We start from the raw sequence: 12277 nt of genomic DNA on the forward strand, positions 1-12277 counted from the left end.
ACGGCGGGGTTTCCCCCGCACGCTGTTATTTTTCCGGTGGCGTATAGCCTTCGATGTGCACGTCTTTACCTTCGAACAGGAAGCTCACCATCTCCTGCTCCAGCAGCTTGCGGTGTTCCGGGTTCATCATGCTGAGTTTCTTCTCGTTGATCAGCATGGTCTGCTTTTTCTGCCACTGTCCCCAGGCTTCTTTGGAGATTTCATTGTAGATGCGTTTACCCAGCTCGCCCGGATAAAGCTGGAAATCCTGGCCTTCAGCGTCACGCTGCAGGAAAGTACAAAAAATCGTTCTGGCCATACTCATTCCTCTTTTTCTTGTCGATGCTAAACCATTGCACCGGCACGTAATTGCTGTAACAGGCGCTCCACGGGAGCCGCCAGTCCGACTGATGGCGGTTGCGCTAAGTTATACCAGAGAGCGGTGCCTTCATCCATGCACGAGGCTAATGACGACACGGGAAGCCACATGGGTACGATATCCAGGTGGAAGTGGCTGAAGGTATGGCGAAACGCGGTCAGCTGCGTCAGGTTATCGGCAGCAATCCCGCGCTGTTTAAGCCATTCACGCAGCAAGTCTTCGTCTTCAAACTGTGGGAAGCAGTATAGACCACCCCACAGACCGCTCGGCGGACGCTGGGCCAGGAAGACCTCGTCGCCGTGCTGCATCAGCAGCATATAGCCGGTGCGCTCCGGCAGCGTCTGTTTGGGTTTCTTACCCGGATACTGTGCCCATGAATGGTTGGCATACGCCACGCAGAGATTATTCACCGGGCAGAGTTCGCATTTGGGCTTTGAGCGCGTGCAGACCATCGCGCCGAGATCCATCATCGCCTGGTTGAAACGCTCGACGCCGTTGGCCGGGGTGACCGCTTCACTAATTTCCCAAAGACGTTTTTCAACGTCTTTCTTCCCCGGCCAGCCTTCGACGGCATAGCAGCGTGCCAGAACGCGCTTTACGTTGCCGTCGAGGATCGGGAAATGCTTGCCTAAAGACAGGGAGAGAATGGCGCCTGCGGTTGAACGTCCGACGCCGGGGAGATCTGCCACCTCATCGAAAGTTTCCGGGAATTTCCCGTTGTGGCGCGTCGCGACCTGCTGTGCGGCCTTGTGAAGGTTACGCGCGCGGGCGTAATAGCCAAGACCGGTCCACAGGTGCAGGACCTCGTCCAGCGGGGCGTTGGCCAGATCGGTCACCGTCGGGAAGCGCGCCATAAAACGCTCGAAGTAAGGGATCACCGTGGCGACCTGCGTTTGTTGCAACATCACCTCGGAGAGCCATACTTTGTAAGGCGTTTTTTCAATTTGCCAGGGCAGGGTTTTACGCCCGTATTTGTCGTACCAGTCCAGCACCTGGGCTGAAAATTGAGAGGCTTGCATGGTCATCGATTCGCATAATCAGGGACGCAGATTGCAGCACAGCGTCAATCTGCTGTAAACCGGATCTTTCCCATGCTTGCATAGAAGCCTTAACTTTGGATAATGCCCGTTTCCCGAACAATCTCACAAGCAGACAACTCTTTTATGAAAAACGACGTCATTTCACCGGAATTTGATGAAAACGGTCGCCCGCTGCGCCGTATTCGCAGCTTTGTCCGTCGTCAGGGCCGCCTGACAAAAGGTCAGCAACACGCGCTGGACAACTACTGGCCGGTGATGGGCGTTGAGTTCAGCGAGCAGCCTCTGGACTTTACTGAACTGTTCGGCCGCGAAGCACCCGTCACGCTGGAGATCGGTTTTGGTATGGGCACCTCGCTGGTGACCATGGCACAAGCGCGCCCGGAGCAGAACTTCCTCGGTATCGAAGTCCACTCCCCGGGCGTGGGTGCATGCCTGGCAACGGCCCATGAAGAGGGCGTTGAGAACCTGCGTGTGATGTGTCACGACGCGGTGGAAGTGCTGCACAAAATGATTCCTGACAATTCTTTAACCATGGTTCAGCTCTTTTTCCCTGACCCGTGGCACAAAGCACGTCATAATAAACGCCGTATCGTTCAGGCGCCGTTTGCCGAGTTGGTAAAAAGCAAGCTGAAGCTGGGCGGTGTCTTCCATATGGCGACCGACTGGGAACCGTATGCGGAACATATGCTGGAAGTGATGTCGTCGCTGGACGGGTATAAAAACCAGTCTGCGAGCAACGACTATGTACCGCGTCCGGAATCGCGTCCGGTAACGAAATTTGAACAGCGTGGCCATCGTCTTGGTCACGGTGTATGGGACTTAATGTTCGAGAGGGTGAAATAATGGCAAAGAATCGTAGCCGTCGTCTGCGTAAAAAGATGCACATCGAAGAATTCCAGGAAGTGGGCTTCTCCGTTGCGTGGCGTTTCCCGGAAGGCACCAGTGTAGAACAGATCGATCAGGACGTGGATGCGTTCATCAATGACGTGATTGAGCCAAACAAGCTGGCCTTCGACGGTAGCGGCTACCTGGCCTGGGAAGGTCTGATCTGCACCCAGGAAGTGGGTAAATGCACCGAAGAACATCAGGCGCTGGTACGTAAATGGCTTGAAGACCACAGGCTCGAAGATGTCCGCGTTAGCGAACTTTTCGACGTTTGGTGGGACTAATAAAGCAGTAAGGGGCCAGCATTAGCTGGCCCATTTTGTCTGAGGGAGTGTTTAAGATGCGCAAAACGTTGCTGGCTGTTGCTTTGATGGCAACCGGATTCACCGCCCATGCGGATTATCAATGTAGCGTCACCCCGCGTGATGACGTGGTGTTAAGCCCGCAAACCGTGCAGGTTAAAGGCGAGAACGGCAATCTGGTGATTACGCCAGAGGGGAACGTCACCTTTAACGGCAAGCAGTACAACCTTTCTGCCGCACAGCGCGAGCAGGCGAAAGACTATCAGGCCGATTTGCGTACCGCGCTGCCGTGGATTAATGAAGGTGCCCTGACGCGCGTCGAAAAGAGCCGCGTGGCGCTGGATAAGATCATCACCAAAGAGGTGGGTGAGAGCAGCAACATGCGCACCCGCCTGACGAAGCTCGATAAGCAGCTTAAAGAGCAAATGAACCGCATTATCGAGACGCGCACCGACGGCCTGACGTTCCACTACAAGGCGATTGATCAGGTCCGTGCCGACGGGCAGCAGCTGGTGAACCAGGCGATGGGCGGCATCCTGCAGGACAGTATCAACGAGATGGGCGCCAAAGCGGTGCTGAAAGGCGGCGGTAACCCGCTGCAGGGCGTGCTGGGCAGTCTGGGCGGCCTGCAAACCTCCATTCAGAACGAGTGGAAGAACCAGGAAGATGATTTCCAGCAGTTCGGTAAAGACGTGTGTAAACGCGTGGTGTCGCTGGAAGACAGCCGGAAGGCGCTGGTGGGGACGCTGAAGTAAGTTCCCCTCACCCTATCCCTCTCCCCAAAGGGGCGAGGGGATGGTTTGCTCCCTCTCCCTTTCAGGGAGAGGGCCGGGGTGAGGGTTGCAACATTTGCAGTGTCTCAAATATTTTTTCTAACACCGCTTCTTCGTTATTCCAGAGTTCGTTGTTCCAGAATCGAATGACATGCCAGCCTTTATGATTTAGCCAGGTTGTCCTTTGGCAATCATATTCCAGATTTTCAGCATGCTGTCCGCCATCCAGTTCTATAGCCAGCCGCTCAGCGCAGCAGGCGAAATCCAGTATGTAGTTTCCTACCGGATGCTGTCGGCGAAATTTATAATTTTCGAAACGGCGGCTGCGCAGTAGATACCAAAGCCGCCTTTCTTCCGTTGTCAGTTCGCGTCTGAGCTGTTTTGCATATGTACGAGTAATTTCCATCCCCACACTCTGCCAGCCTTTCCCTCAGCCGGCAGAACGGGATGCAAAATCCTGAATCAGCCTTCAGGATCCTTCGGCGAGGAACAGCTCAAGAAGGGAGTTTAAGAACAGTTTGCCGTGCTCGGTGATCTGCCAGTATTCCTCACTTTCGGTGAGATACCCCTGGGCCAGCGCCTCGTCGATTTGCGGGCGAATCACCGATTCCGTCAGCCCGGTATACAGCGCAAACTCCGCGCGCGGCGCGGCTTCCAGCAGGCGGAAGCGGTTCATAAAGAACTCAAACGGTTTATCCGCTGCCTCTACGTCGTGCTGACGCTCCAGGTAGCGGCCTTCCATATACCCGCGCGGGTGGCGGGTTTTGGCGGTGCGCAGAATGCGTCCGTCCGGGAAGGTCACCTTGCCGTGCGCGCCGCAGCCAATCCCCAGATAGTCGCCAAAGCGCCAGTAGTTCAGGTTGTGCTGACACTGGTAGCCCGGCTTCGCATACGCCGACGTTTCGTACTGCTGATAGCCCGCAGCGGTTAAAAGCCTGTGACCCTGCTCGAAAATATCCCACAGCGCGTCGTCGTCCGGCAGCACCGGCGGGCGCGAGCCAAACAGGGTGTTGGGCTCGATGGTGAGCTGATACCACGACAGATGCGGCGGGTTCAGCGCAATGGCCTGGCGCAGGTCGTCCAGCGCCTCTTCCAGCGACTGATCCGGCAGGCCGTGCATCAAATCGAGGTTGAAGCTGCGAAGATTAAGCCCGGTCGCCAGGTTTGCCGCGCGCTTCGCCTCTTCCGGGCCGTGAATACGCCCCAGGCGTTTCAGCTTCGGCTCGCTAAAGCTCTGCACGCCGATGGAGATGCGGTTTACGCCCGCGCGCTGATAGTCGACAAAACGGTCGGCCTCAACGGTGCCGGGGTTGGCCTCCATCGTAATTTCAGCATCCGCTGCCAGGTTCAGGCGCTCGCGCACGCCGTCCAGCAGCGTCTGCATCGCCGGGCCTGACAGCAGGCTCGGCGTACCGCCACCAATGAAAATGGTCTTAACTTCACGTCCCTGTGCGTAAGGTACATCGGCGTCCAGGTCGGCCAACAGATGCGCAACGTAGTCATCGTGCGGCACTTCGCCCTTCAGCGCGTGCGAGTTGAAATCGCAGTACGGGCATTTCTGCACGCACCACGGGATGTGAATATAAAGACTCAGAGGCGGCAAATTAGCCATTACGCAGTGCTTCCAGTAACAGTTTCAGCGCGCGTCCGCGGTGGGAAATCGCGCTTTTCTCTTCGCGGGTCAGTTCCGCAGCGGTTTTGCCCTCGGTCGGGACAAAGAAAATCGGGTCGTAGCCAAAGCCGCCGTTGCCAGCCGCTTCACGGGTAATCACACCCGGCCAGCTGCCGTGGCAGACGATCGGCGTAGGGTCTTCCGCGTGACGCAGATAGACCAGCACGCAGTGGAACTGCGCGGTGCGCTGTTCGTCCGGTACGTCCTTTAGGGCGACAAGCAGCTTTTCCAGATTCTGCTGGTCGGTGGCGTCAACGCCGGAGTAGCGCGCGGAGTAGATCCCCGGCGCACCGCCGAGAAAATCCACGGCCAGGCCTGAGTCGTCGGCAATCGCGGGCAGGCCAGTAATCTGCGCGGCGTGGCGCGCTTTCAGGATCGCGTTTTCGATAAACGTCAGCCCCGTCTCTTCGGCGGATTCCACGCCAAGATCGGTCTGGGCGACCACGTCCAGACCAAAATCATTTAATAGCGAGGCCAGCTCGCGCACTTTACCGGCGTTGCCGGTCGCGAGAACAACTTTCTGCATGGTTTAGTCCTGTTCTTTCAGAGCCGCGACTTCCGTCGGGATAGATTGCGGATTAAGGATTTTTACCTGTTTATGTCGCCCAAGTTCACCTTTTTCAATGATGACCTGGCTTTTGGCGACGCGAAACTGTTTAGCCAGATATTTGGTCAGATGCGCGTTCGCCTGGCCGTCAACCGGCGGGGCGGTGATGGCGACTTTTAACTCGTCGCCATGCAGCCCGACAATACCGTCACGGCTGGCTTTGGGCTGAATATACAGCCGCAAAACCAGCCCGTCAGCGCAGGTGCTTACTGCACTCATAGCGCCATCCACAGCCCCGGCAGCAGCATATTGCCCGTGGACTGTAACAGCTCTGCGATCCCCATGTTGACCACATAGAGCAGCAGAACCAGGATCATCGGGGAAAAATCGATGCCGCCCATAGAGGGAAGCAGGTTACGGATCGGACGCAGCAGCGGCTCGGCCAGCTGAATCAATGCATACTCCACCGGGCTACGTCCCTGGCTGACCCAGCTCATGATGGCCATGACCAGCAGCACCGAGAAAATCAGCAGGCCGATGGTTTTGATCAGAATCAGAACCGCGGCAATCCAGATAATCGGCTGGAATGTGATGACCATAAACAGCACAATCGCTTTGATAACGCTCAGAATAAACGCCACCAGCAGAGACGAACTGTCGATGGGGCCCATGGCCGGGATAATACGGCGCAGCGGTCCAACAACAGGCTGCGTAATTTTCACGACAAACTGCGAGAACGGATTGTAAAAATCACAGCGGGCCCACTGCATCCAGACGCGCAGCAAAAGCGCCATCGTATACAGCTCAAGCACAGTTGAGAGCAGGAAAGTCAACGTCTTCATGGCGTTCCTCAGGTTTCCTTATTATTTTGAGTAGTCGCGCGCACCGAAAATTGCCGTGCCGATGCGCACCATAGTGCTGCCTGCCGCGATGGCGGCTTCCATATCATCCGACATGCCCAGAGAAAGCGTGTCTACCGTGTTATAGCGCGCTTTAAGCGCCTCAAATGCTACAGCCATTTGCTGTGCCACGGCAAACTGCCTTTCATAACTTGACTCAGGCGCCGGGATTGCCATCAGCCCGCGCAGGGTTAAGCGCGGCAGTTCGACCACCTCTGCGGCCAGCGCGTCCAGCTCGCTCAGCGCAATGCCGGACTTGCTGTTTTCGTCGCTGATGTTGACCTGAATCAGTACGTTAAGCGCTGGCATATCTGCCGGACGCTGGTCGTTCAGACGCGTCGCAATACGCAGGCGGTCAATGGTATGACACCAGTCGAAGTGTTCTGCCACCAGACGGCTTTTGTTCGACTGCAGTGGGCCAATAAAGTGCCACTGCAGATCCGTCTTCCCCTGTTCCTGGAAGTAGCGAATTTTGTCCACGCCTTCCTGCACGTAGTTTTCACCGAACGCCCTCTGGCCTGCATCAATGGCTTCTGCGATGGCGCTCGCAGGCTTGGTTTTGCTGACTGCAAGCAGCGTAATTTCTTCTGAAGCCCGGCCGCAACGTGTTGCGGCGGCTGAGATTTTGTCCCGGACCTGTGCCAGGTTATGCGCAATGTCGTTCATTTTCCGAGGAGTAGTCTATGGATGTGGAAGAAATTGTGGCCCTTAGTGTAAAGCATAATGTCTCCGATCTACACCTGCGCAGTGATTCGCCACCCCGCTGGCGCAGAACGGGCCGCCTTGAACCGGCACCGTTTCCTCCTCCTGACGTCGGGGCGTTGTTAAAAGCGTGGCTCAACGATGAGCAGCAGGGGATATGGTGGGCCAGCGGGCAGGTGGATTTTGCCGCGACGGTGGCGGGAGGCCACCGGCTGCGCGGCAGTGCCTTTAAGCAGATGCGCGGTATCTCTGTGACGCTGCGGCTGTTGCCGCGTACCTGTCCGCAGCTCGCTTCACTGGGCGCGCCGCGGGCCATCCCGGAACTACTGTCCAATGACGCCGGGTTGATTCTGGTGACGGGGGCGACCGGCAGCGGTAAATCCACGACGCTGGCGGCGATGGTCGATTTTCTCAACCACCACACTGACGGCCATATCCTCACGCTTGAAGATCCGGTGGAGTTTATCTACCAGAGCGAGCGTTGCCTGATCCAGCAGCGGGAGATAGGCCAGCACAGCCCGTCATTTGCCGACGCGCTGCGCAGCGCCTTACGCCAGGATCCTGACGTGATTCTCCTCGGGGAGTTGCGCGACAGCGAAACGATCCGCCTGGCGCTGACGGCGGCGGAAACCGGACATCTGGTGCTGGCGACGCTGCATACGCGCGGGGCATCGCAGGCGATCGAACGGCTGGTCGATACGTTCCCGGCGCAGGAGAAAGATCCGGTGCGTAACCAGCTGGCTGGCAGCCTGCGGGCGGTGCTGGCGCAGAGGCTGCTTCCCGATCTGCAGGGCGGGCGCGTCGCGCTGTATGAACTGCTGGTGAACACCGCAGCGGCGGCGAATCTTATTCGTGAAGGGAAAACGTGGCAACTGCCCGGCATTATCCAGACCGGTCAGCAGGCGGGAATGCAGAACTTTGACCAGAGCCTGGCGGAGAGACGGGCGCAGGGGCGGCTGTAAGCCCCTGTGATTAAAAGCCCTGCTCGAAATAGCTTTCGAGGATGATAACGGCAGAAGCGGAGTCCACGCTGCCTTTGTTCAGCGCCCGGAAGCCGCCGTGCTCAAACAGACCCGCACGCGCTTCGACGGTGCTCAGACGCTCGTCGTGCAGCTTCACGGAGACGCCAAAGCGGCCATGGATTTTGTTGGCGAACTTACGCGCCCGTGCGGTCAGCGGCTGTTCGGTACCGTCCATGTTCAGCGGCAGCCCAACAATCACGTCATCCGGCTGCCACTCTTTGAGCAGGCGCTCAATGAGGTTCCAGTCCGGCGTACCGTCGTTGGCCTTCAGGGCCGTTAGCGGACGCGCGGTACCGGTGATGCGCTGCCCCACGGCGACGCCGATGCTTTTGGTACCAAAATCGAAGGCCAGAAGCGTTCCGCTCATCAGGCGTGCCCCGCTACGCCAGGCATGGTCAGGATATCAATGCCAATCAGTTTCGCCGCGTCGCGCCAGCGATCGGCAATCGGCGTTTTAAACAGGATATTCATGTCTGCAGGCGCGGTGAGCCAGGCGTTATCGAGGATCTCCTGCTCAAGCTGGCCTTTCTCCCACGACGAATAGCCCAGCGCCACCAGCACTTCAGAAGGCTGCTCTGCGGTGCCCAGCGTTTCGAGCACGTCACGCGAGGTCGTGATAACGGTGTTGTCGGAGATGCGAATGCTGGAAGAGAATACCGGCGGCGTATGCAGAATAAATCCGCGATCTTCTGCAAGAGGTCCACCGAGCATCACCGGTTTATCCAGCCGGATTTCCGGCAGTCGCGCTTCAGCCGATATTTTCAGCTTGTCCAGAATCCCTTCAACCTGAAGATTTTCCAGTGGTTTATTGATGATAATGCCCATCGCGCCGTCTTCATTGTATTCACAAATATAAACCACGGCGCGGCGAAAAATCGGATCCTGGAGAGCAGGCATGGCAATAAGAAAGTGATGCTGTAAATTCATTGTCAGAGGTACTGTTTCCTGGTTTAAAAAGCGACAGCGCCCAGTATGGGGACAAACTCAGGCGCTGTCACTAATAGTATTGTTAGGTTATTTTTGTAAACGTTTTTCGATAGCGTCCATCAGCATTCCGGTGATTGAGACAGGGAATTCCGCCTCAATTTCACGAATGCAGGTTGGGCTGGTGACGTTCACTTCGGTCAGACGATCGCCGATGATATCCAGTCCGACGAAGATCAGGCCTTTGGCTTTCAGCGTTGGGCCAACGCGGCGGGCAATTTCCCAGTCGCTTTCGGTCAGCGGGCGCGGCTCACCGCGGCCACCGGCTGCCAGGTTACCACGGGTTTCGCCACCCTGCGGGATTCGTGCCAGGCAGTAAGGGACCGGTTCGCCATCCACCACCAGAACGCGTTTGTCGCCGTCTTTGATCGCCGGAATATAGTTCTGCGCCATGCAGTAGCGCGTGCCCAGTTCGGTCAGGGTTTCGGCAATCACGCCAATGTTCGGGTCGCTCTCTTTCACGCGGAAAATCGACGCGCCGCCCATGCCGTCCAGCGGCTTCATGATGATATCGCCGTGCTTCTGCCAGAATTCTTTCAGCTGCGCTTTGCTGCGGGTCACCAGGGTTTCAGGCGTCAGGTCAGAGAACCAGGCGGTGTAGAGCTTTTCGTTACAGTCGCGCAGGCTCTGCGGCTTGTTGACGATCAGCGTGCCTTTCTCTTCTGCGCGTTCGAGAATATAGGTGCAGTAGATGTACTCGGTGTCGAACGGCGGATCTTTACGCATCAGGATGACGTTGAGATCGGCCAGCGCAATGTCCTGCTCGGTGCCAAATTCGTACCATTTGTCGTAGTTCTGCTCGACGTTAACGATGCGGGTGCGCGCGCGTGCTTCACCGTTGATCAGGTAAAGATCGTTCATCTCCATATAGTGGAGTTCATAGCCGCGACGCTGCGCTTCCAGCAGCATGGCGAAGCTGGAATCTTTCTTGATGTTAATGTTTGCGATGGGGTCCATCACGATGCCGAGCTTGATCATGTTCTTCTCCGTTAATGCTTCAACCCAGATCGCCAAACCGTACCTGTAGCGCGGTAATGGCCGTGAGTGCCGTTGTCTCAGTGCGCAGAACGCGAGGTCCCAACAGAATATCAGTAAACTGGTAACGTGCCGTCATCGCAATTTCGTCCGCCGACAGTCCGCCTTCGGGGCCAATCAGCAGGCGAACGCGCTCAACGGGCAGCGGCAGCGTATTGATGCTGGCGCTGGCGCGCGGATGAAGATTGAGCTTTAGCCCACTGTCCTCTTCTGCACACCACTCCTCCAGATCCATCGCCGGGCGGATCTCCGGAATACGGTTGCGGCCACTCTGTTCACAAGCCGCGATGGCAATTTTCTGCCACTGCTGGATCTTTTTGTTCAGACGTTCCGCATCCAGTTTAACGCCACAGCGCTCAGAAAAAAGTGGCGTAATGAGGCTTACACCCAGTTCAATGGATTTCTGAATGGTGAACTCCATTTTCTCACCGCGCGACATCACCTGGCCCAGATGAATGTGCAGCGGTGATTCCCGGTCATCCACTTCACCGCGCAGAACGTTAACGTGTACGCTTTTTTTATCAGACCGCGTGATTTCCGCGTCGAAAACCTGGTTCGAGCCGTCGAACAGCTGGATTGCCTGACCGGCGCCCATGCGCAGCACGCGGCCAACGTGGTTGGCGGCGTCATCAGACAGGGCGATTTCGCGGCCTGGGGTAATCAGTTCAGGATGGTAAATGCGGGGAATGCGCATAGTCAGAAATTCCATGTGTCATGCGATATAAGCGAATTGCCGTAGTGTAGGTTAGCTCTTTTGCGCCTGGCAAGCCCGCTGGACGTAAGGGTTGTGATTCCCCTGGACTCTGGCGATACGTTCGTCGCGCTGGCATTCCCATTCCGTCACCGGGTACTGCTTGTCCCAGGCGTTGAATAGCTGCGTCTGCTGGCGGGAAAGGTTGAGATCGTAACGGTCACGCATATAGAAGTAGGTGCGGGCAATGCTGCCGCGCGCGCGGGCAGGGGGCTCGGCGACTTTCTCTTTAAAATCAACCTTCATTCCGCACTGGCCGTACTGGCCTTCGCCACCGTTCCACTGGCTGTACATGAAATTACCCCGGTCGCCGTTCACTTCACCTACGGCAGGCTGCAGGTTATGCATATCGCTTTCCATCTGACGGTAGACAGGATCTTTAGAACAATTTTTGCGCCCGCCGTTCTGCCAGCACTGGCGCTGGTGGCCAAACTGCCATGCCGGAACGACATGTTCCCATTCAATACGGCTGGCGCGGTTTTCGTTTTTACGCACCTTATAGCCGCAGGACTCAAGGTCAACGACCCCTTTTTTACCCTGCCAGTTAATTTTACAGCCGCAGTAGAAATCGCCCGGCACGTCAGCGTTGACCTTTACACCGGCCGCTTTGGCCTGAGAGAAACTGTTGATACCATCGGCCAGCGCGTGGCCTGAGAGCGCCGTCGCCAGAAAGGCGACCGCGAGAGAAAAATTACGGGACATCTTACACTCCGTGTCAAAACGAGCCCGCAACGTAACGAATGTTGTTCCTGTATGCAATCAGTCAGATCAGGAAAGTTCCTGAAAGTTCAGATGATTATTCCGCAACCAGCGGCTCGCCGCATTTGACGCAGCGGTAGGTCGCCTCGCCGCGCACCACGCGATTATGGCGGCGGACGGTTAGCTGGTGCTGCTGGCACTGGCAGCGGTAGGGGAAGGTATTGCGGCGCACCGATTCCAGCTCGAACTGATGGGTACGGCGCGCCGGAACGCCGAGCACCGCCTCCATCATCCACTTCCACTCTTTCCCGTGGGGGGCGACGCGCCCGAAGTGCTTCCACACCAGCAGATGCGCCAGCTCGTGCGGCACCACTTCCTCGATAAACGCCTGCTGGTTTTCCATCATCAGCACCGGGTTAAGGCGGATCTCATAAGACTCGAGCCAGGCGGTACCGGCCGCGGTGCCACGCTGCTGATAAACGATCTTGGGTTCAGGATAGTTGCGACCGAGCTTCAGGTTCGCCTGGGCGAGCTTTTCCCGCAGGCTGCGCATAACGGCCTGCTGAAGTGCGATGGGGAGACGGGGAGATTTCATAGGGGCAGAGCAT

18 protein-coding genes are annotated in these 12277 nt (G+C 57.0%); 4 read left to right on the forward strand and 14 right to left on the reverse strand.

Translation table 11 applies throughout. The features are described 5' to 3' along the window. Positions 1 to 25 precede the first annotated feature (25 nt). Positions 26 to 298 carry an oxidative damage protection protein gene (locus RVY89_RS00545; RefSeq protein ID WP_008499765.1) on the reverse strand — a complete coding sequence of 91 codons (273 nt, stop codon included), beginning with the start codon at positions 296 to 298 and terminating at the stop codon, positions 26 to 28. 26 nt (positions 299 to 324) lie between these two features. Further along, positions 325 to 1377, reverse strand: a complete 1053-nt coding sequence (gene mutY, locus RVY89_RS00550) for an A/G-specific adenine glycosylase (protein ID WP_484826592.1) — start codon at positions 1375 to 1377, stop codon at positions 325 to 327. 144 nt (positions 1378 to 1521) lie between these two features. On the opposite strand from mutY, the gene trmB reads away from it, so the two are divergent. The 3 genes from trmB to RVY89_RS00565 are packed head-to-tail and all read left to right on the forward strand — an operon-like array spanning position 1522 to position 3340. Next, positions 1522 to 2241 (forward strand): tRNA (guanosine(46)-N7)-methyltransferase TrmB, encoded by a 720-nt coding sequence (gene trmB, locus RVY89_RS00555; RefSeq protein ID WP_484826593.1) that lies wholly within the window; start codon positions 1522 to 1524, stop codon positions 2239 to 2241. Further along, the gene (locus RVY89_RS00560) at positions 2241 to 2567 is read left to right on the forward strand and encodes a YggL family protein (RefSeq protein ID WP_484826594.1); all 327 of its coding nucleotides are present in this window, start codon (positions 2241 to 2243) and stop codon (positions 2565 to 2567) included. The genes trmB and RVY89_RS00560 overlap by 1 nt, the downstream gene beginning before the upstream one ends. A 56-nt stretch (positions 2568 to 2623) precedes the next feature. Then, on the forward strand, positions 2624 to 3340 hold the full coding sequence (locus RVY89_RS00565) for a YggN family protein (protein ID WP_484826595.1): 717 nt from the start codon (positions 2624 to 2626) through the stop codon (positions 3338 to 3340). 61 nt (positions 3341 to 3401) lie between these two features. Here the strand turns inward: RVY89_RS00565 and RVY89_RS00570 are convergent, their stop codons facing one another. The 6 genes from RVY89_RS00570 to RVY89_RS00595 all read right to left on the reverse strand — a co-directional run bounded on the left by RVY89_RS00570 (position 3402) and on the right by RVY89_RS00595 (position 7142). Further along, positions 3402 to 3764, reverse strand: a complete 363-nt coding sequence (locus RVY89_RS00570; protein WP_484826596.1) for an endonuclease domain-containing protein — start codon at positions 3762 to 3764, stop codon at positions 3402 to 3404. A 63-nt stretch (positions 3765 to 3827) separates the two neighbouring features. Then, positions 3828 to 4970, reverse strand: a complete 1143-nt coding sequence (gene hemW / locus RVY89_RS00575) for a radical SAM family heme chaperone HemW (protein WP_484826597.1) — start codon at positions 4968 to 4970, stop codon at positions 3828 to 3830. After that, a complete protein-coding gene (locus RVY89_RS00580; RefSeq protein ID WP_032643339.1) occupies positions 4963 to 5556 on the reverse strand; it encodes an XTP/dITP diphosphatase in 594 nt (197 codons plus the stop codon). The genes hemW and RVY89_RS00580 overlap by 8 nt, the downstream gene beginning before the upstream one ends. 3 nt (positions 5557 to 5559) lie before the next feature. Next, positions 5560 to 5856 (reverse strand): DUF167 family protein YggU, encoded by a 297-nt coding sequence (gene yggU / locus RVY89_RS00585; RefSeq protein WP_023309131.1) that lies wholly within the window; start codon positions 5854 to 5856, stop codon positions 5560 to 5562. Further along, positions 5853 to 6419, reverse strand: a complete 567-nt coding sequence (locus tag RVY89_RS00590; protein WP_484826598.1) for a YggT family protein — start codon at positions 6417 to 6419, stop codon at positions 5853 to 5855. The genes yggU and RVY89_RS00590 overlap by 4 nt, the downstream gene beginning before the upstream one ends. A gap of 21 nt (positions 6420 to 6440) precedes the next feature. Next, a complete protein-coding gene (locus RVY89_RS00595; protein WP_484826599.1) occupies positions 6441 to 7142 on the reverse strand; it encodes a YggS family pyridoxal phosphate-dependent enzyme in 702 nt (233 codons plus the stop codon). A gap of 17 nt (positions 7143 to 7159) precedes the next feature. Here RVY89_RS00595 and RVY89_RS00600 point away from each other — a divergent pair, with 17 nt between their 5' ends. Next, positions 7160 to 8140, forward strand: coding sequence for a type IV pilus twitching motility protein PilT (locus RVY89_RS00600; RefSeq protein ID WP_484826600.1), 981 nt, complete (start codon positions 7160 to 7162; stop codon positions 8138 to 8140). A gap of 10 nt (positions 8141 to 8150) precedes the next feature. Here RVY89_RS00600 and ruvX read toward each other — a convergent pair whose 3' ends face one another. The 6 genes from ruvX to RVY89_RS00630 form a co-directional block, all read right to left on the reverse strand. Continuing rightward, positions 8151 to 8567, reverse strand: coding sequence for a Holliday junction resolvase RuvX (gene ruvX / locus RVY89_RS00605; protein WP_021242076.1), 417 nt, complete (start codon positions 8565 to 8567; stop codon positions 8151 to 8153). Next, entirely contained in the window at positions 8567 to 9127 is a 561-nt protein-coding gene (locus tag RVY89_RS00610; protein ID WP_028014368.1) for a YqgE/AlgH family protein, read from the reverse strand. The genes ruvX and RVY89_RS00610 overlap by 1 nt, the downstream gene beginning before the upstream one ends. Before the next feature lie 87 nt (positions 9128 to 9214). After that, entirely contained in the window at positions 9215 to 10162 is a 948-nt protein-coding gene (gene gshB / locus RVY89_RS00615) for a glutathione synthase (RefSeq protein WP_024906557.1), read from the reverse strand. Positions 10163 to 10181: 19 nt separating this feature from the next. Then, on the reverse strand, positions 10182 to 10913 hold the full coding sequence (rsmE, locus tag RVY89_RS00620) for a 16S rRNA (uracil(1498)-N(3))-methyltransferase (RefSeq protein ID WP_484826601.1): 732 nt from the start codon (positions 10911 to 10913) through the stop codon (positions 10182 to 10184). Between the two features lie 51 nt (positions 10914 to 10964). Beyond that, on the reverse strand, positions 10965 to 11672 hold the full coding sequence (gene endA, locus RVY89_RS00625; RefSeq protein WP_484826602.1) for a deoxyribonuclease I: 708 nt from the start codon (positions 11670 to 11672) through the stop codon (positions 10965 to 10967). A gap of 94 nt (positions 11673 to 11766) precedes the next feature. Further along, positions 11767 to 12264, reverse strand: coding sequence for a SprT family zinc-dependent metalloprotease (locus RVY89_RS00630; protein ID WP_484826603.1), 498 nt, complete (start codon positions 12262 to 12264; stop codon positions 11767 to 11769). Positions 12265 to 12277: the final 13 nt, after the last annotated feature.

It is taken from the genome of Enterobacter sp. 3U4 (genome assembly GCF_057224565.1).